Genomic DNA, 25,031 nt, shown 5'->3' with positions numbered 1-25,031 from the left:
AGCGGAATGGCGGCGATAGTTTTTTTCGTTTGCCGCGTTGCCGGACGGCTCCCAGAATGGCTTGGCGGCGCGGACTTGCAGGCCTGCGCCGACATCCAAAAAAAATGAGGAGACGTCGTATGCAGGGCCTTACCCGCAATCCGTTGTTCATTGCTGTCTTGAGCGCCTCGGCGCTGTTCGCCGCCGTACCCGCTCAAGCGGTATCGCCACCTCCCGCGCAGGGACAGAACGGCATGGTCGCCAGCGCGCACAAACTGGCCAGCCAGATCGGCGTGGATGTGCTGAAGCAAGGCGGCAATGCCGTGGACGCCGCCGTCGCGGTGGGCTATGCGCTGGCAGTGACCTTGCCCCAGGCCGGCAACCTGGGCGGAGGCGGCTTCCTGGTCATCCGCATGGCCGACGGCCGCGAGACCATGGTCGATTTCCGCGAAGCGGCCCCGCTTGCCGCCACGGCCGACATGTACCTGGATCAGGACGGCAAGGTGCGGCGCGAAGCCGTGTCGCGTTCCTGGCTGGGCGCGGCAGTGCCGGGCACGGTGGCCGGGCTGGAGTACGCCCGCGACCATTACGGCACCCTGCCCAGCAAGCCGCTCGTGATGCCCGCGGTGGCGCTGGCCCGCGACGGCTATGTGCTGACCCAATGGGATGACGTGGTGGCGCATGCCGACCTGCTGACCACCTTCGCAAAGACGGACGCCTACGCGGCCAAGTATTTCCTGAACGGCGGCCGGCCCTATCGGGCTGGCGAGACGTTCCGCCAGCCCGCGCTGGCCAAGACCTTGCAGACCATCGCGGACAATGGGCCCCAGGCGTTTTATCAAGGCTGGATCGCCGACGAGACCGTGCGCGCCAGCAAGGCGGGCGGCGGCATTTTCACGCCCGAGGATTTCACCCAGTACAAGGCCTTGACTTACAAGCCCATCCACTGCAGCTACCGGGGGTATGAATTGGTGTCGGCCGCGCCGCCCAGTTCAGGGGGGATCTCGCTGTGCGAAAGCCTGAACGTGCTGGAGAACGTATCGCTCAAAGACATGGGTCTGCGTTCGGCCGCCAGCACTCACCTGTACATTGAAACCCTGCGGCGCGCTTTCGCCGACCGCAATGTCGAACTGGGCGACCCGCGCTTCGTCGAGAATCCGGTCGACAACCTGATCTCGAAATCCTATGCGCAACAGGTGCGTGCCAGCATCGACCTTGGCCGCGCGACGCCGTCGTCGGCGATCAAGGGCGGCACGCCAGTCAAGGAAGGCAGCCACACCACGCATTACTCCATCGTCGACAAGGCAGGCAATGCGGTGTCGGTCACCTATTCACTGGGCCTGCGCTTCGGCACCGGCAAGGTCGCGGGCGACGCGGGCTTCTTCCTGAATGACACGATGGAAGGCTTCACCGCCAAAGTGGGGGCGCCCAACGTGTTCGGCCTGATCCAGGGCAAGGCCAACGCCATCGCGCCGGCCAAGCGCTCGCTCAGCTCCATGACGCCCACCGTGGTGCTCAAGGAGGGCAAGGTCTACATGGTGACGGGCAGCCCGGGCGGCCCGCGCATCATCACGACCACGTTGCAGACCATTCTCAACGTCATCGACTATGGCATGGACGTACAGGCGGCCGTCGATGCGCCGCGCATCCACCATCAATGGCTGCCGGACACGGTTTATCTGGAGGCGGGCGCGCTCTCGCCGGATACGCAGGCGATGCTCGAGAGGATGGGCCACAAGTTCACGGTCGAGGAAAACTGGAGCGTGGCGGATGCCATCGTGGTGGACCGCGACCGCGGCCTGATCTTTGGCGGCCACGACAACCGGGCGCCTGCCGGGGCGGCGCTGGGGTACTAGTCGGGCCGGGCCCCGGCCATGCCAGGGTCGGTGGCCGTCAGCGCGGGCGGCGGGCTGTCAGCCCGCCATGCCTGCTAAACCGGACCCACCGAGGTTTCGAAACGGATGGCGCGGCGCCTGCCTTGCACGGAGAATTCCTCTTCGGCGCCGTCCGCCTCCGAAGAACGCACCCACATCATGGCCGACAGGCCGGACTTCGCGTCGTAGCCGCCGAACCAATCGATCAGCCTTGCGACGTAGCATCGCGCGCCGACGTTCACCGCGACGTCGGCGACGGTCTCGTAGGAATAGTGCCCCGCGCCGTATTGGTAGTAGCGGTCCCGCTCGTCTTCTTTCACGCCCGGGGGAATGGGGCATAGCGGCCGGGCCGGCGCGTCGGATTGGCTGGCCGAGCCTTCGCCGCGCGCGGATTCGGGATCGATCCGGGACAATGCCTGGGCCAGGCCGGCATGCATGGCGTCGTCCAGCACGACAACCGTGCCTTTGTCGGAACGCTTCTGTTCCTTTGGCACCTGCAGTTGATAGCGGTATTGCACCGTCAGCGTGGGGACCTCGCCCACCGCGTGGAAGGGGCGCAGCAGATGGATCCTATCCACGCCGTAGACGCTGTTGCGGTACGCCGCGTAAACGCGGCCGCGCAGGCGGATCCACTCGCCGGACTGGTTCGAGCCGCGGCCGTTCAGTGTGTACAGGCCGGATGCGGCTTCGCCACCCGAGCCGGTCGCCTCGGTATAGCGGCCTCCATGACGGCGCAGCGCGCTGATGTCCGAGAACAGGCCCGTGCCGCCCGTGTAGGAATCGACCACCAGGTCGCGCTGGCCATCGCCGTCCAGATCCATCAAGGTATAAGACGCGGCGCCATTCTCGCCGCCTGCGTCGATGCCGGACGCCTGCAAGGCCTGCCATTCGTCCGGCGTCACGCCCTCGGGCCGCTTGGTGGGGAACTTGGCCTGATCGTCATCGTCGTTCTCGCGCACATTGGCGAAGGTGGTCGCGCCCGTCTTGACGGACAGCGCCGTCAACGTGGCTTCCAGGGGAAACTCGGCGTTCGTCCGGCTTGCGGCTTCCACGGCCTGGCGCAGGTCTTCCAGCGCCAGCCGGTCGGTCTCGTCCGGCACGTAGGCGGTGGCGCTGCGCAACATGTCCTGCAATGCGCTCAGGCGCAACAGATATTGGTCGCGGATGCAGTTGGCGTCGGCGCCGCAGCGGTTGCGCGCACGCAGCCAGTCGCGCTGTTCCTGGCGCAAGGCCGCGCGTCCGTCCGGGCGGACAGCCCCCAGTTTGCCGTACGCCGCCGACAGCTCGCTGTCTTGGCGCAGCAGGTCCGCGTCGGCGCAGATGGCGAGTTCGGTGGGGGTCTTGGCTTGCGCGCAATTCATGCCGGCGGCAAGGGCGGGCGGGGCAAGCGGCGCCAGCGCCAGCAGGCCGACAAGCACGGGTTTGGGGATCAGCGTCAAAGTTTGGCGAGAAGTGTGTAAGGTAGAGTGCATTACACGATTGAACCGTTGAACCAGGCAAGCCGCCCGTTGCGGCTCGCGCCGTTTTTTGTTGCGAATTCCATGATTGATGACCTGATCCAACTGGGCAAGCTGATCAGCCTTGGTCTGGCGCTGATGCTGCCGCTGGCCAATCCGTTGACGTCCATGACGCTGTTGTTGTCCCTTGGCCAGCAGATTCCCTACAAGGAACGTGAACGCCAGGTCACGCAGGCCGCCTTCTATGTCGTCGGCATCATGCTGGTGACCTACTACGCGGGGGCGTGGATCATGCATACCTTCGGTATTTCGATCCCGGGCTTGCGCATCGCGGGCGGACTGATCGTGGTCAGTATCGGGTTCAGCATGCTGTTCCCGCCCGCCGAATCGCGCACGCTGGAATCCGAAGCCGCGGCCGACGCGCAGCAACGGCAAACCCCGAACATTGCGTTCGTGCCGCTGGCGCTGCCGGGCACGGCGGGGCCGGGCACCATCGCCATGATCATCAGCGGCGCCGCGTCCGTGGATACCGCGATCACGCCCGACTACGCGCCCTGGGTGATCGCCGTGACGCCCGTCATCGTCTTCGCGTTGCTCGGTGTCTTCTTCTGGGTGTGCCTGCGTTCGGCAGGCCGTATCGTGGCCGTGATCGGCCAAAGCGGCGTTGAAGCGATCTCGCGCGTCATGGGTTTCCTCCTGGTCTGCATGGGGGTGCAGTTCGTGATTAACGGCGTACTGGAAATCGTGAGCCAGCATGCCGGCGGCTAGCCAGGCAGCCCGCGGCGGTTGGCTGCGCCGTGGCGCGGCCCTCGGGGCACGAGTCATCTGCAGCCTGCTGGTCGCGGCATCCGCCCTGTGGGGCGTGTTGGCGCTGGTCTACCAAGCGCCCGGCGGCGTGTGGGGCAGGGCGGCGGCGATCCTGCTTTGGACGGTGTTGTGCATCGGGGCGCTGGTTGCCCTGTGGCGCGCGGGCCCGTGGCCCCGGCGCGCCGGATGGGCCTACGTGGCTGGCTTGGTCGCGCTGTGCGGCTGGTGGCAGACGCTTGCGCCGTCCAACGACCGCATCTGGGCCGACGATGTGGCGAAGATGCTGCGCGGCACGGTCCATGGGCCGATCGTCACGCTGGAAAATGTGCGCAATTTCGATTGGCGCTCCGACGACGACTACACCGTGCGTTGGGAAACCCGCCAATACGACCTGGACCAGTTGGTGTCCGTAGACATGGCGCTGTCGTATTGGGCAGGCCCGGCGATTGCCCATACGCTGGTGTCCTTCGGTTTCTCGGACGGCCGTCACGTGGTGTTCTCGGTCGAGATCCGCAAAGAGCGCGGTGAACAATTCTCGGAGATCGGTGGGTTTTTCAAACAGTTCGAACTCAGCGTCGTGGCGGCCGAAGAACGCGACATCCTGTATGTACGCGCAGGTCCGCGCGGTGAAAGCGTCTACCTGTATCCGGTGCGCATGCCCGTGCCCGCCATGCGCGAACTGTTCCTGTCGTACGTCGCCACCGCCAACGCGCTGGTCGACAAGCCCCGTTTCTATCACACGGTGACCGCCAACTGCACGACGCTGGTCTATCAAATGGTGCGCGCCATCGTCCCGGGCTTGCCGCTAGACACCCGCATCCTGTTGTCGGGATATCTGCCTGAGTACCTGTACGAGCAGGGCGGGCTGGATGCCGGCGTGCCGTTGGAGGTCTTGCGCCAGCAGGCCGTAGTCGGCCCGCTTGCCGCCCCTGGCAGCGATGCCGTGGCGTTTTCCCGGCGGATCCGCCGGCATGAGGCGTCGGCGCCAGCGGACGGCACGCCGTAGCGCCGACGGCTGCTACGCCTGGTAGGCGCGCAGCAGGGTGTCGACGCCGTAATGGCACGTGGCCAGATGCTCGGCATGCGGCCCTTCGGCATAACCGCCGACCAGCCGGGCATGGAACGCGATGCCGTTGATCAGGTTGCCCAAGGTCAGCGCGGCTTGGCGCGGGTCGTCGATCTTGAGCTCGCCCTGTTCGCAGGCGTGCCGCAGGCACTGCTCCAGCGGCGTGTGGACTTGGCGGTCGACCGCCTTTTGCAGGGCTGCGGCCAGTTGCGGCATCCGGTGGCATTCCGACACCAGCAGCCGGTGCAGGGCGGCCGACCTGGGTTGCACGGCATAGGCCAGCAGGCGCACGGCCAGATCATGCAGGGCCGCGCCAACGGCCTGGCGCGGTGGCGTCGCCAGGAACACCGCGGTCCGCAAGTTGTCCAATTCGTACTGCAGCACCGCGGCCAGCATGCCTTCCTTGTTGCCGAACAACTGATAGGCGGTCGCGGCGGACCCGCCAGCTTGCTGCACGATGCGCTGGATGGACGTCTGCGCGTAGCCGTGTTCCAGCAGGGACTGGCTCGCCACTTCAAGCAGCCGCAGCCGCCGGGCTTCGCCCTTGCTGGTCAGTGCGCGCGGTGTTGAATCGGTCGAATCGCCGATCACCTGTTTCTCCCGGTTTCCGAAGCGTAGTCTCAGACGAATTTACCCCACTTCAGGCTTGTAATGTAGAGTACATTACATTCTCAAGCGCTTCACGCGTGCGCATTTCTCACGTGGGTTTTAGGCCTGGTATCAGAACCGGGCTGTTTTGAAGGAGGGCGCCAAGATGTTCTGGTTGGCCCTGAGTATTGCCCTGATCATCGCGGTCGCCATCGGTGCGACCCTGTTGCGCCACCCCGGCGTTGTCCTTTACGACTGGATCGCCACTCGTCAGGCTGCCGCTCGCGCTCGTCCTGCATTGCCCGCACCGCAGGCGCAACCGCGCCCTGCCAAGCGCGCCGAACCCGCCGCCCTGGCGGGATAGCCTTTGGCGGCTGATCCGCTGCCAGCTGCTCCGCTGGCAACCACTCCGCAAAGACGAAAAAAAGCCATCCCGTTTGGGATGGCCTGAAGTCAGTAAGGGCGCCCCGACTCTGCTCAGTTGGGGCGGCCCGTCGCCTGCTTAGAAGCGATGGCGGATACCGACGCCAACCGTGCTCATCTTGTTGCCGTCGATGAAAGCCGCGCCATCGGCGTAGGACGCCAGGGCGTACAGGTTGGTCCGCTTGGACAGGTCGTACGTGTAACCCAGGCTGTAGATGTCCATGGCGTACAGGTTCTTGTTCGGATCAGCACGCTGCCACGACGCGAAGACGTTGCTGGCGCCGCCGATCGGCGCGCTCACGCCGACCATGTACGAGTTGATGCGCAGGCCGTCCCACGTGAAGCGGCCGTTGCTGAAGCCCTGGCCCATGGCGGGGCCACCGGCTTGCTGGCGGCCGCCCATCAGCGAGAAGTCCTGGCCGGCGAACACGCCGTCTTCCGAACGGCCGTAGGCCAGCGACAGCTTGACCACTTCGAAGTCGTACGCGCCACCGATGATGAACTGCTGCGGTTGCGGCTGGTTCGGCTTGCGGTATTGCACGTCATACGACAGGGCCAGCTTCAGGGGGCCATTGTCGTAACGCACGCCGGCCGTGATGGCGCGGTTGTTTTCTTTGGTCTTGAAGCCGGTGGGGCCTTCGACGTCGTCCGTCGAGAACGAGTAGCCCACGCCGCCTTGGAAGCCGCTCCAGACCGGGGTCTGGTACATGACCATGTTGTCATAGCGGACCGTGTTGGCCGCGCTGAATGCCATACCCATGTTGGCGTTCAGGTAGTCCAGCGAGAACGGGTCGATATCGCCGAAGTACTTGGATGCGATGTTGGTCTGGCGGCCCAATTCCAGCAGACCCCATTGGTCGCTGTTCAAGCCGATGGTGGCTTGGCGGCCGAACAGGCGGTCACCTTGCGAACGGTTGCCGTTGTTGGCCGTGAAGCCGCTTTCCAGCGTGAACACCGCCGACAGGCCGTCGCCCAGGTCTTCGGTGCCGCGCAGGCCGAAGCGGGAGCCGTTCTGGATGCCGTCGTTCATGCCGATCCGGGATTGGTAGTCACCACCATAGGCGCCACGATTCGAATCGGTGGTGCCCACCTTGCCGCGTTGGTAGGTCAGACCCAGGTCGACGATACCGTACAGGGTGACAGACGTCTCAGCCTGTGCTGCGCCGGCCATGCCAGCCAGAATCGCGCCTACGAGCAAAGTTTTTGTTAGTTTCATATCCACATCCGGTTCTAAGGCTTGTATTGCCTGCTTTCAGCGCTGTGAAAGCAGCCCAGGCCTCAACAATAGGCAACGCCGCCGGAAAACATGAAACTGAAGACTACATAATGGTTCGGAATATACAAATTAGGGCCGGATTTAAGCGCGCGCTCTCTGACGATTGGCTGACGGCAAAAAATTTAGTTACTTGGTTCACATCTGAAAACCCGATGTTTATGGCTTGAGAACAACAGTTGCCGCGAACCCGGTCATTTCGAGTTCGAAATTCTACGACTAAGCGTTGATATTATTCGAGAAAAAATTATCGGCCTATTGCGTACAAATTGATAAAGTGTGTCCATCATTTCGTTGCGATTGAGACGGCGTCGCATCCATATTGAGACTGCATCGCATCTGCGTGGGGATATCCGTCCTTGCCGAGGCATGAAAAAGCGCATCGCGCCGTTTGGCGGATGCGCAGTCGCGGGCCACGTTTCGCCCCGGTTTGCAGGGATTGGCTGGCAGTCAGCAGCCCGGTCTTTGCAGCCCCAGATGGCCGCGCAGCGTGCTGTGTTCATACTCGGTGCGAAACAGCCCGCGTTTTTGCAGGACGGGAATGACCTGGTCGACAAAGTCGTCGATGCCGCTCGGCAAGGCGGGCGGCATCAGGTTGAAGCCGTCCGCCCCATCGTTTCTGAACCAGGTTTCCATCTGATCCGCGATCTGCTCGGGCGTGCCGACCATCGTGCAGTGGCCGCCACCGGCGGCTAGCCGGCCCAGCAACTGGCGCACGGTGGGCTGTTCGGTCTCGATGATCCGCAAAATGGTCGCGTACCGGCCTTTCGGCCCCTTGAAATCAGACAAGGGGGGAAGTGCCGGTACCGGCGCGTCCAGTTCCCAGCCTGAGCAATCCTGCAGCACGAAGGTCCCCAGTTGGCGCAGCGACGCATCGCTGGGCAGCAGCACGTCGAGTTCACGTTGCTTGGCCCGGGCTTCGGCTTCGGTGGAGCCGACATAGGTGACCAGGCCGGGCATGATGGGGACAAAGGTGTCGCGGCCCGCGGCGCGTACGCGCTGCTTGATGTCGCGGTAATAGGACTGCGCCGCGGGCAGGTCGTACGCCACGGCGTAAATGGCTTCGGCGCGCCGGGCGGCCAGATCGCGGCCCTGGTCGGAGGCGCCGGCCTGGAACAGCACGGGGTGGCCTTGCGGTGGGCGCGGGACGGTCAGCGGCCCGTCGACCAGGAAATGGTCGCCGTGATGGCGAATCGGATGGAGCCGTTCCGGCACGCCATACACCCCCGCGCGGTCGATGGCCAGGGCCTCGTCTTCCCACGAGTCGAACAGGCGCAGCGCGACATCCACGAACTCTTCGGCCCGGGCATAGCGCCAGTCGTGTCCGGGCATGGCTTCGTAGCCGTGGTTGCGGGCCTCGGCGTCGAACATGGAGGTGACGACGTTCCAGCCCATGCGGCCGCCTGAAATGTGGTCCAGCGACGCGACCATGCGGGCGGCGTGGAAAGGCGTGAAAAAGGTGCTGGACACGGTGCTGATCAGGCCGATCCGGGTCGTGGCCCGCGCAATGGCGGCCAGGGTGGTCAGCGGTTCCAGATACCAGCGCGGTCCATCGCCGATGTTGTCCATCGACTGCCCGTCCGCGAAGAAGATGGCGTCCAGCTTGCCGCGCTCGGCGGTGCGGGCCAGCGCTTCGTAATAAGCGATGTCGCCCAGGCGCTCGGCAGCGGAATCCGGGTGGCGCCAGGCTGCGCGGTGGTGGCCGCAGCCGAAGATGAACAGGTTCAGGTGCAGCATGGCGATCAGTTCTTCACGAGGCCGCCGTCCACGACCAGGTTCTGGCCGGTGACGCTGCGCGACCAGGGGCTGGCGAAGAACAGCACGGCGTCGGCGAATTGCTCGGGCGTCGTGACGGCGCGCAGCGGCGTGCTGGCCGCGATCAGGTCGAACACCGCTTCGGGCGTGGCGGCCGACGCGTCGGTCGTGCGCAGCAGCCCGCCCGACACCATATTGACGGTAATGCCGTGGGGGCCAAGGTCATGCGACAGCGTCCGGGTGAACGACAGCAGGGCGGCCTTGGCGGCCGTGTAGTCGTGGTAGGGCACGACGGGGTTCTGGACCAGGTTCGTGCCGATGTTGATGATGCGGCCGACGCCAGCGCCGCGCATTCCCGGCAAGGCCGCCTGCGTGGTGTTCAGTGCGCCGCGCACACTGCCTTCGATCTGCTGGTTCAGGTTGTCCCACGTCAGCGTGTCGGCGTGCGGACGGGCGTCGCCATTGAACTGGAAGGCGGGCAGGGCGTTGTTGACGACGGTCGTGACCGGCATGCCGAAGTGGCTTTGCGCCTGGGCGACCATCGCTTGCACGGCTTGCGCGTCGCGCACGTCGGCCTGGATGGCCAGCGTGCGACCCGGTGCGGTGGCGGCCAGCGCGCCAGCCGCGTCGGCGCTGTTCAGGTAATTGATGACCACGCGGGCGCCTTCGCGCAGGAAGGCGCGCGTGATGTGCGCGCCCAGGCCACGGGCGCCGCCCGTGACAATGACCAGTTGTTCGTTCAGGGCGGGGGCAGAGTGTGCAGGTGACATGATCGGGCTCGTCGATTCCATCGGCAGGCACGCAAACGGGTGCCGCAAGCGGGCGAACTTAGCATGAAACCATGCGTTGACATTGCCTCGCCGCTCTCCTAATCTTGCGGCAATTCCTGGGGGAGCCCTGTTTCGGGCTGAGACTCCGCGTCATCGCGGTAACCCTTTGAACCTGATCCGGGTAATGCCGGCGAAGGGAAGGACATCGCACGACTCGCGCGCCCTCCCTAGACTTTCATCCATTTTGCGGCCTCCGTTGCCCGAGGCCGCCGTGTCGCGTGCCCGGCTGTCGGCCGGTACGCGGGAGGGCCGTACCAACATGCTGACCCAATCCACCGCCTTGATGTGGCTGCTGCTGTTTTCAGGGGGCTTCGCGCTGGCCAGCGTGCTCTACACGCGGCGCAAGCGCGGCACGCTGGAAGACTACATCGTGGCCCGCAACAGCCAGGGCGCCTTCGGCACCATCCTGACGCTGATGGCGTCCACCTTGGGCGCGTGGATCCTGTTCTCGCCGGCGCAGGCGGCCACATGGGGCGGTCTGGCTGCCGTGATCGGCTATGCGTTGGGGTCCATGTCGCCGCGCCTGGTGATGATTCCGCTGGGTCGGCGCATGCGCGAACTGATCCCGCACGGGCACACGCTGACCGAATTCCTGATGGCGCGCTATGGGCGGCCCATGTATGGGCTGGCCCTCTTCATCATGCTGTTCTATCTCTTTATCGCCTTGTCGGCCGAAGTGACCGCGATCGCCAAACTGGTCACCATGCTGGCGCCGGTGCCGCTGTGGGCGACCTCCGCCATCGTGATGGGCACGACCCTGCTGTACACCACGTACGGCGGGCTGCGTTCGTCGATTTTCACGGACCAGGTGCAGATGATGGTCATCGTGCCCTTGCTCGTGATCCTGTGCGTGGTCGGCTGGCAGGCCGCGGGCGGCGCCTTGCCGACGATCGAAGCCTTGCAGGCCAAGGCCCCCCAATTGCTGGACGTGACGGATCCCGGCGGCGTGAAGGCGGGGCTGACGTTTTTCGTGGCGATCCTGCTGACCGGCATTTTCCACCAGGGCAACTGGCAGCGCATCTATGCCGCGAAAGACGCGCGCGCAATGCGTAACGGCTTTCTGCTGGGCGGCATCCTGGCCGCGCCGTTCATCTTCCTGATGGGCTTGTTCGGCCTGGCCTTCGTGGGGTTGGCCCCGGCGGGCGACAGTTCGATCGCGCTGTTCAGTGTCATCATGCCGCATGCGCCCGCGTGGTTCGTGATCGCGTTGATCCCCTTGGGCCTGTCGCTGGTGATGAGCACGGCCGACACGGCGATCAGCGCCGTGTCCAGCATCGTGGCGGTGGACATGCGCCGCCTGATGCCCAATGCCAATGGCATGGACATGAAGCGGCTGGCCCGCTGGGCGGTGCTGTTGCTGGCCATCCCGGTCATGATCGTGGCTTCGCAGGGATACAGCGTGCTGTACCTGTTTCTGCTGGCGGACCTGCTGTGTTCGGCGGCTGCTTTCCCGGTGTTCTATGGCTTGTTCAGCCGCAAGCACGACGGCCTGACGGCGACTACCGCGACGGTCTCGGGCCTGGTCGCGGGTCTCTTCTTTTTCCCGGCGCCGGGCGACAAACCCACGTTCCTCTTGGAATCCTTCCTGTTGGCCGCGTTTGTCCCGGTCGCGACGACGGTGCTGATGCGCCTAGCGCGGCGCGGCCGCCAGGAATTCGATTTCGCGAGCCTGAGCGCGGCGGTGCGGCGACTGGATCAAGACGCGGTGTAGGGTCTTTTGCCGCAGGGATTGCGGCGCGAAAACAAAAAAGCCTTGGAACACAACCGTGTCCAAGGCTTTTCTGTCTGGAATTTGGTGGAGCGGAGGAGGATCGAACTCCCGACCTTCGCATTGCGAACGCGACGCTCTCCCAGCTGAGCTACCGCCCCATGAAGCAAGACCAAAACTATACAGGAACAATCTGGCGGCGCGCAACACGCCGCCAGACAAAAATTTTCAGACGAATTCCAGGGTGGCGATGACCGGCGCGTGGTCCGACGGCTGCTCATTGCGGCGCGGTTCCTTGTCGATGACGCAGGCGACGCAGCGCTTGACCAGCGGGGCGGACAAGAGCACGTGGTCGATCCGCAGGCCGGCGTTGCGGCGGAAGGCGAACTGGCGGTAATCCCACCAGGAAAACGACTTTTCCGGTTGTTCGAACAGGCGGAAGGAATCGGTCAGGCCCAGGTCGAGCAGCGCACGCAGGGCGGCGCGTTCAGGTTCGGACACCAGGACCTGGCCTTCCCATTTTTCAGGGTTGTGCACGTCTTCGTCGGCGGGCGCGATGTTGTAGTCGCCCAGCACGGCCAGGCGCGGGTACTGCTTGATCTCTTCAGCCAGCCACTTGTGCATGGCCTCGTACCACGCCAGCTTGTAGACGTACTTTTCCGAATCGAGCGACTGGCCGTTGGGGCAGTAGGCGCACACGACGCGCACGTCGCCTTCGGGGCTGGGGAAGGTCAGGGCCAGGACGCGCTGCTGCGGGTCTTCGTAGCCCGGGATGTTGCGCACCATGGACGTGCCGGGCACGCGCGAAATGATGGCAACGCCGTTGTACGTCTTCTGGCCGGCCCAGACCGCGTGGTAGCCGGCTTCCTTGAAGGCGGCCTCGGGGAACTTGTCGTCGGTGAGCTTCAGTTCCTGGATGCACAGCACGTCGACCGGATTGGCGGCCAGCCAATCCAGCACTTGCTGCAGGCGCACGTTCAGGGAGTTCACGTTCCAGGTGGCTAATTTCATGGTTCTTATCGGTCGTTGACGAGTGCTGCGGCGCTTGGGGCCTGCGAGTTCCGGAAAGACGCCGCAGGCTTGGATGCTGCATGCGCGACGGGCCGTGGCGGGCCATCCGGGCGAACGACGAATGATACCTTGCGTCCCGGTGGCGATTCAGGGGGCGTCGCGCGCCGTTTGCCGGGTTTGCCGCGAGCTACGCCGACGCAACAATCCGGTGAGAATTGCTGAACATTATCGACGGTATCATTTTGTAGTATCTCCGCTGACAGAATAATGAAAGGTGGAGAGAATGGCGATTTGCAGTGAATGCGAAGGCATCGTGCAGGAAACCCGCGGGGCGCCTGGCCATGCCGGCTTGATCAGCCTTGGGCCGGTGCGCAGCTTGGCGGCCGTCACCCGCAAGGCGAACCACGAAGCCTTTGTCTGCGGGGTCTGCGACACCGAATGGGATTACCTGCACGACAAGCGCGACCCCCAGGCCGGGTGGACGCGGAGCTAAAGGGCGCCGGCGCTACCCAGGCCGGTCAATGTTCCGACCCGCTATTGAGCATCCGGCTCTTGGCCTTTTCAATGTGCGCGCGCATGACGTTGCGGGCTCCGTCGGCGTCCTGGTCCTGGATCAGGCGGTAGATGTGGCGGTGCTCGTCGATCGCGGCGCGGGTGCGTTTCCAGGGCTCGCTGTGGACCAGGTGGCGCATGACGTTCACCGCGTGGCTGACGTCGTATTCCAGCGATTTCAGCACCTGCACGAAGCGCTGGTTGCTAGTGGCCGCCGCGATGGCGCGGTGAAAGCCGTAGTCGTGGTGGTGCGCGATGGCGCCTGAGGCGTCGGCTTCTTCGTAGCCCGTCAGCATGCGGTCCATCTCGCGCAGGTCGTCCGCGCTGCGGCGCAGCGCGGCCAGATAGGCGCATTCGGGTTCGATCACCATGCGCAGCTCGAGGCCTTCCAGGATGTGGCCGACGCGGCGCGCGGGGTCCACGGCGGGCATGCCGCCCATCAGGTCGGGCTTGGCGCGCACGTAGGTGCCCGACCCGCGGATGGAGTCGACCAACTGGTCCTCGCGCAGCCGGTCCAGCGCTTGGCGGACGACAGGGCGCGACACCTCGAACAGCGCCGCCAGTTCCAGTTCCGTCGGCAGTTTGTTGCCGGGCGCGATCTTGCCAGTGGCGATGGCGTAGAACAGGCTTTCATAGACGCGTTCGGCAAAGCGCTCGGCGCGCACATAGCCCAGGCCAGAGGCCACCTCGGCCAGCACGTCCAGCTCGGGACGGGGGCGGGTGGCGGCTTCCAACAACGATTCCAGCTGCGGGTCACGCACGTCGCTCATCGGCGCGCTCCTGAAAGAAAAGCCGGGTTTGTCATTCGGGATGACAAGCCGCGGCGGGATGGGATTCCGGTCTAAATCCCTGAAATATTAGGGATTACCCGAGGCGTCGGGGAAATGTCCTGAAGCTTGGGACAAAAGCTGTCAATTCAATTGACAAGTTGCGGCGGCCTCTCGTACCTTGCTTCAAACCCCATGGATTCTTGCCCGCGACGCTGCACGCGCGTCGGCGCCTTTTCCGCAACCGGCCGTCCGGCCGCTACTTTACTCCGCACATCGTGACTCAGAAGAACTTTATCGCCAATGAATGGGTGGCCGCTGCCGCCGGTGAAACCATTCCTGTCCTGAACCCGTCCGATGGCACCGCCTTCGAGGCGATCGCCCGTTCGGGCGAGGCCGATATCGACCGCGCCGTGCAGGCCGCCCGCCAGGCGTTTGAAGGCGAGTGGGGCCAGATGGCGCCCGCCGCGCGCAGCCGGCTGCTGATGCGGATCGCGTTTGCGTTGCTGGACCGCCAGGAAGAACTGGCGCAGCTGGAATCGGCCGATACGGGCAAGCCCATCAAGCAGGCCCGCGCGGACGCCGCGGCAGTTGCGCGTTATTTCGAGTTCTATGCCGGCGCGGTCGACAAGCTGCATGGCGAGACCATTCCCTACACTCCGGGCTTTACCGTGCTGACCGTGCGCGAAGCGCATGGCGTGACGGGCCACATCGTGCCCTGGAACTACCCCCTGCAGATCTTCGGCCGCAGCGTCGGCGCGGCGCTGGCCGCGGGCAACGCCTGCGTGGTCAAACCCGCCGAAGACGCGTGCCTGTCGTTGTTGAAGCTGGCCGAGATCGCCGCTGAAGTGGGCCTGCCCGCCGGTGCACTGAACATCGTCACCGGCTACGGCCACGAAGCCGGCGCCGCATTGACCGCGCATCCTGGCATCGACCACATCTCGTTCACCGGTTCGCCCCAGACGGGCAAGATGGTGGCGCACGCCGCCGCGGAAAACCATGTGCCGGTCACGCTCGAATTGGGCGGCAAATCGCCGCAGGTCGTGTTCGACGACGCCGACCTGGACGCCGCCATGCCCGTGCTGCTGGCCGCCATCATCCAGAACGCCGGCCAGACCTGCTCGGCCGGCAGCCGCGTGCTGATTCAACGCGGCGTGTACGAAACCGTGATCAAACGCCTGTCGGAGGCCTTTTCGGCCACCGTCACGGGGCCGGCTGCGCAAGACCTGGACGTGGGCCCGCTGATCAGCGCCCGCCAGCACGACCGCGTGCGGGGTTTCCTGGCGGAAGCCGAGAGCGAAGGCTTGAAGGTCGCCGCGCGCGGCAAGCTCAAAGACGGCGCCCCGGCGTCCGGCTACTACCAGCCGCCGGTGCTGTTCCGCGACGTGCCGCCCGACAGCCGCCTGGCGCAGGAAGAAGTGTTCGGCCCGGTGCTGGCCGCGATGGTGTTCGACACCGAAGAAGAAGCGCTGGAAATCGCCAACGGCACGCTGTACGGCCTGGTGGCGGGCGTCTGGACCCGCGATGGCGCGCGCCAGATGCGCCTGGCCCGCAAGCTGCGCGCCGGCCAGGTGTTCGTCAACAACTACGGCGCCGGCGGCGGCGTGGAACTGCCGTTCGGCGGTTCGCGCCAATCGGGCTATGGCCGTGAAAAGGGCTTCGAAGCGCTGTACGGCTTCACCACGCTGAAGACCATCGCGATCCGTCATTGATCGCGCGGCGGGTGGCGTCCGCCACCCGGCCTGGCGGGGCGGTTCCTGGCAAAATATCGGTTAACGTTGATGTTTTGCTTCAGGGGCCAGCCGCCCCGTATTCAGGATCCGTATGTTCACCGGTATTGTTCAAGGCACCGCGAAGATCGCGAAGATCGCGGATCGCGAAGGCCTGCGCACCTTCACGCTGGATTTCCCCCCTGGTTTCTGTGTTGACCTGGCCATTGGCGCCAGCGTTTCGACCGACGGCGTTTGCCTGACCGTCACGGAACTGCTGTCAGAGAACCAGGCGACCTTCGATGTCATGCTGCAAAGCCTGGCGATCACCACGCTGGGCAGCTACGTCGAGGGCGATCGCGCCAACGTCGAGCGAGCCGCCCGGGATGGGGCCGAGATCGGCGGGCATCCATTGTCGGGCCATGTGGACTTCACGTCCGAAGTCGTCATGGTGAAGTCGTCCGACACCAATCGCCTGATGCGTTTCAGCATCCCTCAGGATTTCCGCAAGTACGTGTTCGCCAAGGGCTATATCGCCATCAACGGCGCCAGCCTGACCGTGTCGGAAGTGAACCGCGCCGAAGGCTGGTTCGAGGTCTGGCTGATCCCGGAAACCCGCCGCATGACGGTCTTCGAAGACAAGCAGGTGGGCGACTTCGTCAATATCGAAATCGAACGCAGCACGCAGGTGGTGGTGGATACCGTGCGCGAGACGGTGCAGGAAAGCCTGGGCAAGCTGCAACCGCTGCTGGAAGCCATCCTGAAAGAGAAAGGGCTGACGCTGGAAGATTTCGTCAGCCCTCAGGGCAAGCTCAAGTAGGCCTGCCTGGCCCGGCGCCGTTCACCGGCTGGCGAAGGGCTGCCCCAGCGGCCGGACGCGGATGCCCGGCTGCAACCGGGTCCATGGCAGATCCGCCGGGTCGGCCTGCATCGGGCCCGGCGCCTTGGCCACCAGCACCTCATGCGCGATGGGCTGGAAGTCGGCCCGGAAATGCACGGAACTCTTCACCACCAGGATCGCCATGTCTTCGGGCTGCACGCCGCCCACGCGGAACAGGTTGCGGTCCAGCATCTGCGCCTTGCTGGCGCTGACCACGACGCGCACGCCGCCGATCCGCAAGCCCGCGACCGCGCCCAGGTCCACCGCCATCCCATGCATCATGGGCCCGTCAAAGCGCAGCTTGCCGGGCGATAGCGTTTCCACCACGAATTCGCCCTCGAACGCCGTGTCGCCCGCCACGCCGGATTGGCCGCCCAGCCGTAGCGACACCGTCTTGCCGACGCCGGCGGCCGTCGCCGCTTGCACGGCTTGTGGATCATAGAAAAGGCCGAGCGCCGCGTTCTGCGCGTCCGCTTCGACCAGCGCGCGCAACATGCCCGTGGTGTTGGCGTCGCCGCCCGCGCCCGGATTGTCCTGGGTGTCGGCGATGACAACGGGACGCGTCGCGCCTGCCGTCAAGGCTTGCGCGCGGCGCACGGCTTCGGCCGGTTCCAGGAAGTCGGGCGACCATTGCGGTTCCAGTTCCATCACGCGCCGGTACAGCGTTTCGGTGACCTGTTCCACCGCGGCCGCATCGGTGCCGTAGGCCCACACCACCGGGCCGCATTCGGGGAAATCCGCCGCCGGAAAGCCGGGCGCGAACGAGATGGACGCGACGCCTGGCGTCTGTTCCAGTTGCGCCAGCGCTTCGTACACGCCTTGCGACGGTTGCAGCATCGTGCACATGCCGTTGATCGGAATCAGGAAGGGCAGGCGGCGTTCGCTGCGGGCCCATTGGCTGCCTGCCGCGATGCGGGCGAGCAGCAGGCGGGCGGCGTGTTCGCCCGTGTCGGCCATGTCCACGTGCGGATACGTGCGGAAGGCGGCCAGCCCATCGGCCTCGCGCAGCATCTGCGCCGTGACGTTGGCGTGCAGGTCGAGGCTGGCGATGACCGGCACGTCCGGCCCTACGATCCGGCGCACGCGCGCCAGCAATTCGCCTTCGCCGTCATCCAGGTGCTCGGTGACCATGGCGCCGTGCAAGTCCAGGTAGACGGCGTCGTAGGGGCCCTCGCGCGCGGCATCCACGATCTCTCCGGCGATGCGTTCGTAGGCGTCGCGGGTGACGTGGGCGGAAGGGCTGGCTCCGGCCCAGATGACGGGGCGCACGGTGTGGCCCTGCGACTGGACGGCGTTGATGAAGCCGCCCGCGGGAATATTGACCGTGCGCAGCGCCATCACGTCTTCGCCGCGCACCATGGCGGGAAAGCCTTCACCTCGGACGAAATTGTCGTAGCCCGCCTTGGACGGCGCGAAGGTATTGGTCTCGTGCTGAAAGCCTGCCACCAGGATATGCATGTCTTTTCCTCTTGTTGATTGTGATAGCGCGCAACATCCGGCAGTGTGGCATGAGAGCGGCGGACGAGCATCGAAAAAAACGGCCCCAGTCGTCACGGCGTGGACGCACGATTGCCCGCGTTCACGCCCCGTCCGGCAAGTCGCATGGCGTTACTTTTTCAGGATTTATTTTTTGTCAGAGCAAGTAATGACAATGCTTTCCAGGCGATTATGGCCGGAAGCCCGCATAAAAGGCCGATAAAATACGGAAATACCCATGAAAAGGGCGTCTTGGGGCAGATTCGAATACAATGACGGCACTTTCGGAGGTTTCTATGTCGGTAATATCCGATATCAAAATACGCCCCCTGGAGCGCGGCGACCTGCACTTCGTGCACAAGATCAACAATAACGACGTCATCATGCGTTATTGGTTCGAAGAGCCCTACGAGGCCTATGACGAACTGGTCGCCCTCTATGACCGCCACTTGCACGACCAGAACGAGCGGCGTTTCATCATCGAGCACGACACCGGCCAACCCGCCGGCCTGGTGGAGCTGGTGGAAATCGACTACATCCACCGCCGCGCTGAATTCCAGATCATCATCGCGCCCAGCTATCAGGGCCGGGGCTACGCCAAAGCGGCAACCCGCATCGCGGTGGGCTACGCGTTCCGCGTGCTGAACCTGCACAAGGTCTACCTGGTGGTCGACAAGGACAACATGGCAGCCGTGCACGTGTACGAACGCTGCGGCTTCCAGATCGAAGGCCTGTTGAAGGAAGAGTTCTTCTCCAACGGCGCCTATCGCGACGCCTATCGCATGGCGCTGCTGCAGCACGAGCACCTGCGCGATGTAGGCCCCGGCGCGCCCGATGCGCCCGTGCTGCGCGACTGGCCGCAAGAAGAACAGACGGGCTGACGCCCGTCCGTCCGTCTTCCGTCTTATTGCTTCCCGGCCCTCGCGCTTCGGCTTACGCCGCGGCGCGCAGCAGGCGCAGGCCGTTGGCGACCACCAGCAGGCTGGCGCCCACATCGGCGAAGACCGCCATCCATAGCGTTGCGTTGCCGGTCATGGCAAGCGTCAGGAACACCACCTTGATGCCGAGCGCCAGCGTGATGTTCTGGATCAGCACGCGATGCGTGGCGCGCGACAAGCGCAGGAAGGTGCCGATCTTGCGCAGGTCGTCGTCCATCAGGGCCACGTCGGCCGTTTCGATGGCGGTGCCGGTGCCGGCCGCGCCCATGGCAAAGCCGATATCGGCGCGGGCCAGCGCGGGGGCGTCGTTGATGCCGTCGCCCACCATGCCCACCCGGCCGCTGGGCGCCAGCTTGCTTTCGATGGCGGCCAGCTTGTCTTCGGGCAGTTGATCGCCACGGGCTTCGTCGATGCCCACTTGCTGGGCGATGGCCTGCGCGGTGGGGGTGTTGTCGCCCGTCAGCATCAGCGTCCGCACGCCCAGCGCGTGCAGGTCGGCGATGGCGGCCGCGCTGGTCGGCTTGACGGTGTCGGCCACGGCGGCCAACGCCATCACGCGATGGCCATCGGTCAGCGCGATCGCGCTTTTGCCTTGGCGTTCCAGCTCATCCAGGCGCGCTTCCAGCTTGGGGCTGGACACGCCCAGTTCGCGCATCAGCCGGCGGTTGCCCAATTGGTAGGTCACGCCGTCGATCTGCGCGCTGACGCCGCGTCCGGGCAGGGCCGTGAAGGCCTCGACGTCCAGCAGGATCTTGCCTTCGTCGCGCGCCGCATTGGCGACCGCCAAAGAGACCGGGTGGTCGGAGCGGGCGGCCAGGCTGGCGGCGATCAGGGCCGCAGGCTGGCGGGTCTGGTCGGACACGTCCCAGTCCTGCAGGTCGGTCTGTACGGGTTTGCCGTGCGTCAGGGTGCCAGTCTTGTCCAGCGCCAGCCACTTCAGGTTGCGGCCTTCTTCCAGATACACGCCGCCCTTGACCAGGATGCCGCGCCGCGACGCCGCGGTCAGGCCGCTGACGATGCTGACCGGCGTGGAAATCACCAGTGCGCAGGGGCAGGCGATGATCAGCAGCGCCAGGGCACGGTAGATCGCGTCGAACCACGGTTGGCTCCACAGCAGGGGAGGCACCACGGCGACCAGCAGCGCCACGCCTACGACGACGGGGGTGTAGATGCGCGAGAAGCGGTCGATGAAGCGCTGGGTGGGAGCGCGTGCGCCCTGGGCCTGCTCGACCGCGTGGATGATGCGGGCCAGCGTCGTGTTGCCGGCGGCCGCGGTGACGCGGTATTCGAACGAGCCGGACGCGTTCACGGTGGCGGCGAAGACGGGGTCGTCCTGCGCTTTTTCCACGGGCAGGCTTTCACCCGTAATGGGCGACTGGTCCACGGCCGAACTGCCGCTGACGATGATGCCGTCGGCGGCGATGCGTTCGCCCGGGCGCACGCGCACCACGTCGTCCACCTGCAGTTGCGCGGCGGGCACCTCAAGCCAGCGGCCGTCGGCCTGGCGCACCGTCGCCGTTTCCGGCGCCAGGTCCAGCAGGCCGCGGATGGCGTTGCGCGCGCGGTCCAGCGACCGGGCTTCGATCAGTTCGGCCACGTTGAAGAGGAACATCACCATGGCGGCTTCGGGCCACTGGCCGATCAGCACGGCGCCGGTCACGGCGATGCTCATCAAGGCATTGATGTTGAGGTTGCCGTTGCGCACGGCAATCCAGCCCTTGCGATAGGTGCTGACGCCGCAGGCCAGAATGGCGGCCACGGCAAATGCGGCCGTGACGCCCAGCGGCCAGCCGGCGAAATGCGACAGTTCGGACAGGGCGGCCAGCACGCCCGAGCCCCCGATCAGCCACCAGTTCACCGGCTTGGCGGCGGGGGCTGGGCTGCGGGACGCCCCGTCGGCCAGCGGTTCCGGCGTCATGTCCAGCGACTTGATGGCGGCCATGATGCGGTCGAGCGCGCCCTCGGCGTGCACCACCGTCAGCACGCGCTGCATCAGGTTGAAGTCCAGCGCATGCACGCCGTCCAGGCCGTCGAGCTTCTTGCGGATCAGCGTTTCTTCGGTGGGGCAGTCCATCTGGCCGATGCGCAGGCGTGCCAGCACCTGGCCGGGGCCGGCGGCAAGCGTGGCGCCGCCGTCACCCGACAGCGCGATGTTCTCCATGTCGTGGGCGTGGCCGCAGCAGGCGGCCTCCGGCTGCGCATGGCGATGGCCGTGATCGTGGGCGTGGTCATGCTTGGTGTCTTGAGCGTGCCCGTGCGAGTGGTCGTGGCCGGCGTGATCGTGACCCGCATGATCGTGAGCGGCGTGATCGTGGTCGCCGCCGGGCGCGGCGTGATCGTGCCCCGCCTTGCCCCGCGCGTGCCCGGGGCCGGCGCAGCAGGCGTCTTCTTGTTTGGCGGGCAGGGGTTGCAGGGATTTGACTGGTGGGAGGGACATCTTCTTCGCCTTGTGTAAGCAGATGACCGTATTCCACACCTTGGAGTTACTATAGGGTCAACCCCTTACTTCAATCGGATGCGATCCAGGAGGCACGATGCGTATTGGCGAATTGGCCACGGCGGCCGGCACGACGGTCGAAACCGTCAGGTATTACGAAAAAGAAGGGCTGTTGCCTGCGCCCGAGCGCGGCCTCAACAATTACCGCAGTTATGGGCAGCCCCATCTGGAACGGCTGCGCCTGATCCGCAATTGCCGTGCGCTGGACATGACGCAGGACGAAATCCGCGCCATCCTGTCCCTGGCCGACAACCATCAAACGGGGTGCGGCCCTATCAATGAATTGTTCGACGAGCACATCTCCCATGTGGACGAACGCATCGCCGAACTGACGCAGTTGAAGACGCAACTGACCGAATTACGCCAGCGCTGCCTGTCGGCGCGGCCCGACGCGGAAGACTGCGGCATCCTGCATGGCTTGTCCGAAATGCAGGTCGAAGAGCGCCAGGAGCGGCATACGCACCTGGGCTGATTGCCCCCTCCAATTAGGGAAAGCCCGATCCGTGGGAAACGGATCGGCAGATTGTTTTGCCCAAAAGCAGGATGTAAGATGTCCAACATCCAACAAATAACGGTAGACGCTAGCGATTGCCGGCGCATCTTCCGACCTATAAATCGCGAGGCAGACAATCATGGACTCCAAACCCCTGAGCCGATTCACGGTTCTGGACCTCACCCGGGTGCGCTCTGGCCCGGCCGCGGTTCGCCAGTTCGCGGACTGGGGCGCGACAGTGATCAAGATCGAAGAGCCGGGGGACGAGCAGGATGACAAGCCGGGCGGCTCGGCGCAGTTTGCCGACTACCAGAACACGCATCGGAACAAGCGCAGCGTGACGCTGAACCTGAAGCATCCGAAGGGCAGGGCCCTGTTCATGGATTTGGTGCGCCAGGCGGATGTGGTGGTCGAGAACTACCGTCCCAACGTGAAATTCAAGCTGGGCATTGATTACGAGTCGCTGCACAAGATCAATCCGCGCATCGTGTATGCCAGCGTGTCGGGATTCGGACAGGACGGCCCGTACGCCGGGCGTCCGGGGCTGGACCAGATCGCCCAAGGCATTGGCGGATTGATGTCGGTCACGGGCGAACCCGGCCGGGGGCCGATGCGGGCGGGCATCCCGATAGCGGACCTGACCTCGGGCCTGTTTTGCGCGATCGGCATTTTCATTGCGTTGCTGGAGCGTGAAGTGTCGGGGCAGGGGCAGTGGGTCCAGACGTCCTTGCTGCAATCCCAGGTCTGGATGATGGATTTCCAGGCGATGCGCTGGCTGATGAATGGCGAGGTGCCGGGGCAGAGCGGCAACGACCATCCCACCAGCAGCCCCACTGGTGTGTTCCCCACGCGCGATGGCTATATGAACATCGCCGCGATGGGCAACGACATCTATGCGCGTTTGTGCCGTGTCCTGGAGATCCCGGCGTTGATCGAAGACGAACGGTTTCTGACGGTGCCTTTGCGCGCCAGGAATCGCGCCGCGCTGAACGCCGCCATCGGCGAGCGTACGGCCACGCGCAACACCGCCGATTGGATCGCGCGGATGAACGAGCAGGGCGTGCCGTGCGGACCCATCCTGGGCATGGACCAGACGTTCGAGGATCCGCAGGTGCGCCATCTGAACCTGAGCCGTCAAATTCAGCATCCCTCGCTGGGGCCGATTTCGGTGGTCGGCCAGCCGATGATCCTTAGTCGTACGGGGCCGGGCGAGATGAAATCCGCGCCGGAGCGCGGCGAACACAATGGCGACGTCTACGGGGGCATGCTGGGTCTTGCGCCTGCCGACTTGCGCCAGCTGGCCCGGGACGGCGTGATCTGACGCACAAGGCTAATATCGCCGCCATGGCTGCCGGAAACAAGGCAGCCCTGACGGAGACCCCCCATGATGAACGCCCCAACCCCCGCCGCCGACCACGTGTTTTCCAGCCTGGGACGTCCTGATAATCTGCCCGACGAAATCGCCGCGCAGATTCGTCAGAAGATCGTCTCGGGCGAGTTCGAGCCCGGCCAGCGCCTGCCCACGGAATTCGAACTGGCGCAGATGTTCGCGGTCAGCCGCAATGTCGTGCGCGAAGCAATTGCGCGGCTCAAGCTGTCGGGATATGTGGATACCCGACGCGGCGTGGGCACCTTCGTGGCGACGGACGTGGGCACGCGCAATTTCGAGATCGCGCCCGAAGACCTGCTTTCCCCGGAACCGCTGGCGCACATCTTCTGGCTGCGCGTGGAGCTGGAGTCGGGAGCGGCCGCGCAGGCGGCGCTGCACCGCAAGCCCGAGCAGATCGAGACCTTGCGCCAGGCGTTGCTGCGGGTGGACGCGGCGGGCAACGATTGGCAGGCGGGCGCCGATCACGCCCTGGATTTCCATATGGCCGTGGGCGAAGCCACCAATAATCCTTATTTCGTCCGCTTGCTGGCGCATTTGCGGCATGTGTTCCGCAGCGCCGTCCGCACGCTGCGCTACACCAGCGCGGGCACGGCGCGCGTCGCCGAGATCGAACGCGAACACCACCTTATTTTCGATGCGATCGTGGCGGGCGACAGCGACGCTGCCCGGTTGGCCATGCGCACGCATCTGACCAACGGCATTGAACGGCATCAGACAGTCATACAAGGAAAGCAACCGTGAACATAGAACGCATCCTGCAAGACGAGATCACCGAACACATCGTGGCCGAGAAGCGCGGTGCGGTGGGTTGGCTGACATTCAACGATCCGCAGCGGCACAACGCCGTGTCTTATGCGATGTGGCAGGCGATTCCCGTCGTGTTGGACGCGTTCGCGAAGGATCCGCAGATCCGCGCGGTGGTCTTGCAGGGGGCGGGGGGCAAGGCGTTTGTCAGCGGTGCGAACATCTCGCAGTTCGACACCCTGCGCAGCGGGGAAGAGGCCGTGCAGGAATACGAGCGGGTCGCCGAAGCGGCGCAACTGGCGCTGTATGACTATGACAAGCCCACGCTGGCGTACATCCAGGGATATTGCATCGGTGGCGGACTGAACATCGCGCTGTGCTGCGATATCCGCGTGGCCTCGGACGACAGCACGTTTGCCATCCCCGCCGGCAAGCTGGGCCTGGGCTACCGGCTGACCGCGATCCGCAACCTGGTCACGGCGGTCGGCCCCGCCAATGCGTTGGAGATTTTCCTGACGGCGGCGCGTTACACGGCGGGCGAGGCGAAGGAACTGGGCCTGCTCAGCAAAGTGGCGCCGGCCGCGGACTTGCCGGGAACGCTGGACAAGATGCTGGCGCAGATCCAGGCCAACGCGCCGCTGACGCTGCGAGCGGGCAAACGGATGATCCGCCAGATGCAGCAGCTTGGCCCCGAAGTCGACATCGAAGGCATGCGACGGCTGGTGATGGAGTGCTTCGAGAGCAATGATTATCGCGAAGGCCGCAAGGCGTTCGCGGAAAAGAGAGCGCCGGTGTTTACCGGCACCTGACCCCG

Annotated in this window: 22 protein-coding genes, 1 tRNA gene and 1 riboswitch; of the genes, 13 read left to right on the top strand and 10 right to left on the bottom strand. The window is 65.1% G+C overall.

Features of this window, described 5'->3' with window-relative positions:
* Positions 1-119: 119 nt before the first annotated feature.
* The gene (gene ggt, locus ACO6D5_RS03775; protein WP_315845414.1) at positions 120-1,835 is read left to right on the top strand and encodes a gamma-glutamyltransferase; all 1,716 of its coding nucleotides are present in this window, start codon (positions 120-122) and stop codon (positions 1,833-1,835) included.
* 74 nt (positions 1,836-1,909) lie between these two features.
* Here the strand turns inward: ggt and ACO6D5_RS03770 are convergent, their stop codons facing one another.
* Positions 1,910-3,292 carry a lysozyme inhibitor LprI family protein gene (locus ACO6D5_RS03770; RefSeq protein ID WP_485824627.1) on the bottom strand — a complete coding sequence of 461 codons (1,383 nt, stop codon included), beginning with the start codon at positions 3,290-3,292 and terminating at the stop codon, positions 1,910-1,912.
* Positions 3,293-3,394: 102 nt separating this feature from the next.
* On the opposite strand from ACO6D5_RS03770, the gene ACO6D5_RS03765 reads away from it, so the two are divergent.
* Together ACO6D5_RS03765 and ACO6D5_RS03760 are read left to right on the top strand one after the other, a co-directional pair.
* A complete protein-coding gene (locus ACO6D5_RS03765) occupies positions 3,395-4,078 on the top strand; it encodes a MarC family NAAT transporter (RefSeq protein ID WP_088588438.1) in 684 nt (227 codons plus the stop codon).
* Entirely contained in the window at positions 4,065-5,123 is a 1,059-nt protein-coding gene (locus ACO6D5_RS03760; protein ID WP_485824626.1) for an Lnb N-terminal periplasmic domain-containing protein, read from the top strand. The genes ACO6D5_RS03765 and ACO6D5_RS03760 overlap by 14 nt, the downstream gene beginning before the upstream one ends.
* Before the next feature lie 12 nt (positions 5,124-5,135).
* Here ACO6D5_RS03760 and ACO6D5_RS03755 read toward each other — a convergent pair whose 3' ends face one another.
* The gene (locus ACO6D5_RS03755) at positions 5,136-5,774 is read right to left on the bottom strand and encodes a TetR/AcrR family transcriptional regulator C-terminal domain-containing protein (protein ID WP_315845411.1); all 639 of its coding nucleotides are present in this window, start codon (positions 5,772-5,774) and stop codon (positions 5,136-5,138) included.
* A gap of 163 nt (positions 5,775-5,937) precedes the next feature.
* Here ACO6D5_RS03755 and ACO6D5_RS03750 point away from each other — a divergent pair, with 163 nt between their 5' ends.
* Positions 5,938-6,135: a hypothetical protein gene (locus ACO6D5_RS03750; RefSeq protein WP_315845410.1), complete on the top strand. Its 198-nt coding sequence runs from the start codon at positions 5,938-5,940 to the stop codon at positions 6,133-6,135.
* A 138-nt stretch (positions 6,136-6,273) separates the two neighbouring features.
* Here the strand turns inward: ACO6D5_RS03750 and ACO6D5_RS03745 are convergent, their stop codons facing one another.
* The 3 genes from ACO6D5_RS03745 to ACO6D5_RS03735 all read right to left on the bottom strand — a co-directional run bounded on the left by ACO6D5_RS03745 (position 6,274) and on the right by ACO6D5_RS03735 (position 9,992).
* Positions 6,274-7,410: a porin gene (locus ACO6D5_RS03745; RefSeq protein ID WP_315845409.1), complete on the bottom strand. Its 1,137-nt coding sequence runs from the start codon at positions 7,408-7,410 to the stop codon at positions 6,274-6,276.
* A 507-nt stretch (positions 7,411-7,917) separates the two neighbouring features.
* Positions 7,918-9,204 carry an LLM class flavin-dependent oxidoreductase gene (locus ACO6D5_RS03740; protein ID WP_485824625.1) on the bottom strand — a complete coding sequence of 429 codons (1,287 nt, stop codon included), beginning with the start codon at positions 9,202-9,204 and terminating at the stop codon, positions 7,918-7,920.
* 5 nt (positions 9,205-9,209) lie between these two features.
* Positions 9,210-9,992, bottom strand: coding sequence for a 3-oxoacyl-ACP reductase (locus tag ACO6D5_RS03735; protein ID WP_315845407.1), 783 nt, complete (start codon positions 9,990-9,992; stop codon positions 9,210-9,212).
* A gap of 108 nt (positions 9,993-10,100) precedes the next feature.
* Positions 10,101-10,208: riboswitch (TPP riboswitch) on the top strand.
* Between the two features lie 103 nt (positions 10,209-10,311).
* Here ACO6D5_RS03735 and ACO6D5_RS03730 point away from each other — a divergent pair.
* Positions 10,312-11,763 carry a sodium:solute symporter family protein gene (locus tag ACO6D5_RS03730; RefSeq protein ID WP_485824624.1) on the top strand — a complete coding sequence of 484 codons (1,452 nt, stop codon included), beginning with the start codon at positions 10,312-10,314 and terminating at the stop codon, positions 11,761-11,763.
* 82 nt (positions 11,764-11,845) lie between these two features.
* Here the strand turns inward: ACO6D5_RS03730 and ACO6D5_RS03725 are convergent.
* Together ACO6D5_RS03725 and xth are read right to left on the bottom strand one after the other, a co-directional pair.
* A tRNA-Ala gene (locus ACO6D5_RS03725) sits at positions 11,846-11,921 on the bottom strand.
* A gap of 67 nt (positions 11,922-11,988) precedes the next feature.
* A complete protein-coding gene (gene xth / locus ACO6D5_RS03720) occupies positions 11,989-12,771 on the bottom strand; it encodes an exodeoxyribonuclease III (protein ID WP_315845405.1) in 783 nt (260 codons plus the stop codon).
* A gap of 283 nt (positions 12,772-13,054) precedes the next feature.
* Here xth and ACO6D5_RS03715 point away from each other — a divergent pair, with 283 nt between their 5' ends.
* A complete protein-coding gene (locus ACO6D5_RS03715) occupies positions 13,055-13,264 on the top strand; it encodes a hypothetical protein (protein WP_315845404.1) in 210 nt (69 codons plus the stop codon).
* A 25-nt stretch (positions 13,265-13,289) separates the two neighbouring features.
* Here the strand turns inward: ACO6D5_RS03715 and ACO6D5_RS03710 are convergent, their stop codons facing one another.
* Entirely contained in the window at positions 13,290-14,093 is an 804-nt protein-coding gene (locus tag ACO6D5_RS03710; RefSeq protein ID WP_315845403.1) for an FCD domain-containing protein, read from the bottom strand.
* 272 nt (positions 14,094-14,365) lie between these two features.
* Here ACO6D5_RS03710 and ACO6D5_RS03705 point away from each other — a divergent pair, with 272 nt between their 5' ends.
* Both ACO6D5_RS03705 and ACO6D5_RS03700 read left to right on the top strand, forming a co-directional pair.
* Positions 14,366-15,802 carry an aldehyde dehydrogenase family protein gene (locus ACO6D5_RS03705; protein ID WP_315845445.1) on the top strand — a complete coding sequence of 479 codons (1,437 nt, stop codon included), beginning with the start codon at positions 14,366-14,368 and terminating at the stop codon, positions 15,800-15,802.
* 112 nt (positions 15,803-15,914) lie between these two features.
* Positions 15,915-16,619 carry a riboflavin synthase subunit alpha gene (locus tag ACO6D5_RS03700; RefSeq protein WP_485824623.1) on the top strand — a complete coding sequence of 235 codons (705 nt, stop codon included), beginning with the start codon at positions 15,915-15,917 and terminating at the stop codon, positions 16,617-16,619.
* 21 nt (positions 16,620-16,640) lie between these two features.
* Here the strand turns inward: ACO6D5_RS03700 and ACO6D5_RS03695 are convergent, their stop codons facing one another.
* Positions 16,641-18,137, bottom strand: a complete 1,497-nt coding sequence (locus tag ACO6D5_RS03695; RefSeq protein WP_485824622.1) for a M81 family metallopeptidase — start codon at positions 18,135-18,137, stop codon at positions 16,641-16,643.
* A 314-nt stretch (positions 18,138-18,451) separates the two neighbouring features.
* Here ACO6D5_RS03695 and speG point away from each other — a divergent pair, with 314 nt between their 5' ends.
* Entirely contained in the window at positions 18,452-19,036 is a 585-nt protein-coding gene (gene speG / locus ACO6D5_RS03690) for a spermidine N1-acetyltransferase (RefSeq protein WP_105560101.1), read from the top strand.
* 52 nt (positions 19,037-19,088) lie between these two features.
* On the opposite strand, the gene ACO6D5_RS03685 is transcribed toward speG, so the two are convergent.
* Complete coding sequence (locus tag ACO6D5_RS03685) at positions 19,089-21,530, bottom strand: heavy metal translocating P-type ATPase (RefSeq protein ID WP_485824621.1); 2,442 nt, start codon at positions 21,528-21,530, stop codon at positions 19,089-19,091.
* Between the two features lie 97 nt (positions 21,531-21,627).
* On the opposite strand from ACO6D5_RS03685, the gene cadR reads away from it, so the two are divergent.
* From cadR to ACO6D5_RS03665, 4 genes are all read left to right on the top strand, one after another.
* Positions 21,628-22,062, top strand: a complete 435-nt coding sequence (gene cadR, locus ACO6D5_RS03680) for a Cd(II)/Pb(II)-responsive transcriptional regulator (protein WP_006224078.1) — start codon at positions 21,628-21,630, stop codon at positions 22,060-22,062.
* A 160-nt stretch (positions 22,063-22,222) separates the two neighbouring features.
* Positions 22,223-23,404 carry a CoA transferase gene (locus ACO6D5_RS03675; RefSeq protein ID WP_315845400.1) on the top strand — a complete coding sequence of 394 codons (1,182 nt, stop codon included), beginning with the start codon at positions 22,223-22,225 and terminating at the stop codon, positions 23,402-23,404.
* Between the two features lie 63 nt (positions 23,405-23,467).
* Complete coding sequence (locus ACO6D5_RS03670) at positions 23,468-24,214, top strand: FCD domain-containing protein (RefSeq protein ID WP_315845399.1); 747 nt, start codon at positions 23,468-23,470, stop codon at positions 24,212-24,214.
* Positions 24,211-25,026 (top strand): enoyl-CoA hydratase, encoded by an 816-nt coding sequence (locus ACO6D5_RS03665; RefSeq protein WP_315845398.1) that lies wholly within the window; start codon positions 24,211-24,213, stop codon positions 25,024-25,026. Before ACO6D5_RS03670 ends, ACO6D5_RS03665 begins: the two co-directional genes overlap by 4 nt.
* Positions 25,027-25,031 lie beyond the last annotated feature (5 nt).

Source organism: Achromobacter sp., from assembly GCF_057314935.1.
This window is presented reverse-complemented; position numbering and strand designations above follow the sequence as displayed.

What these genes read in the sequence shown, in the direction of transcription:
- ACO6D5_RS03730 (WP_485824624.1), top strand. Translation starts at nt 10,312, where the DNA reads ATGCTGACCCAATCCACCGCCTTGATGTGGCTGCTGCTGTTTTCAGGG.
- ACO6D5_RS03670 (WP_315845399.1), top strand. Translation starts at nt 23,468, where the DNA reads ATGATGAACGCCCCAACCCCCGCCGCCGACCACGTGTTTTCCAGCCTG.
- speG (WP_105560101.1), top strand. Translation starts at nt 18,452, where the DNA reads ATGTCGGTAATATCCGATATCAAAATACGCCCCCTGGAGCGCGGCGAC.
- xth (WP_315845405.1), bottom strand. Translation starts at nt 12,771, where the DNA reads ATGAAATTAGCCACCTGGAACGTGAACTCCCTGAACGTGCGCCTGCAG.
- ACO6D5_RS03700 (WP_485824623.1), top strand. Translation starts at nt 15,915, where the DNA reads ATGTTCACCGGTATTGTTCAAGGCACCGCGAAGATCGCGAAGATCGCG.
- ACO6D5_RS03740 (WP_485824625.1), bottom strand. Translation starts at nt 9,204, where the DNA reads ATGCTGCACCTGAACCTGTTCATCTTCGGCTGCGGCCACCACCGCGCA.
- ACO6D5_RS03695 (WP_485824622.1), bottom strand. Translation starts at nt 18,137, where the DNA reads ATGCATATCCTGGTGGCAGGCTTTCAGCACGAGACCAATACCTTCGCG.
- ggt (WP_315845414.1), top strand. Translation starts at nt 120, where the DNA reads ATGCAGGGCCTTACCCGCAATCCGTTGTTCATTGCTGTCTTGAGCGCC.
- ACO6D5_RS03750 (WP_315845410.1), top strand. Translation starts at nt 5,938, where the DNA reads ATGTTCTGGTTGGCCCTGAGTATTGCCCTGATCATCGCGGTCGCCATC.
- ACO6D5_RS03745 (WP_315845409.1), bottom strand. Translation starts at nt 7,410, where the DNA reads ATGAAACTAACAAAAACTTTGCTCGTAGGCGCGATTCTGGCTGGCATG.
- ACO6D5_RS03675 (WP_315845400.1), top strand. Translation starts at nt 22,223, where the DNA reads ATGGACTCCAAACCCCTGAGCCGATTCACGGTTCTGGACCTCACCCGG.
- ACO6D5_RS03685 (WP_485824621.1), bottom strand. Translation starts at nt 21,530, where the DNA reads ATGTCCCTCCCACCAGTCAAATCCCTGCAACCCCTGCCCGCCAAACAA.
- ACO6D5_RS03760 (WP_485824626.1), top strand. Translation starts at nt 4,065, where the DNA reads ATGCCGGCGGCTAGCCAGGCAGCCCGCGGCGGTTGGCTGCGCCGTGGC.
- ACO6D5_RS03715 (WP_315845404.1), top strand. Translation starts at nt 13,055, where the DNA reads ATGGCGATTTGCAGTGAATGCGAAGGCATCGTGCAGGAAACCCGCGGG.
- ACO6D5_RS03710 (WP_315845403.1), bottom strand. Translation starts at nt 14,093, where the DNA reads ATGAGCGACGTGCGTGACCCGCAGCTGGAATCGTTGTTGGAAGCCGCC.
- ACO6D5_RS03765 (WP_088588438.1), top strand. Translation starts at nt 3,395, where the DNA reads ATGATTGATGACCTGATCCAACTGGGCAAGCTGATCAGCCTTGGTCTG.
- cadR (WP_006224078.1), top strand. Translation starts at nt 21,628, where the DNA reads ATGCGTATTGGCGAATTGGCCACGGCGGCCGGCACGACGGTCGAAACC.
- ACO6D5_RS03735 (WP_315845407.1), bottom strand. Translation starts at nt 9,992, where the DNA reads ATGTCACCTGCACACTCTGCCCCCGCCCTGAACGAACAACTGGTCATT.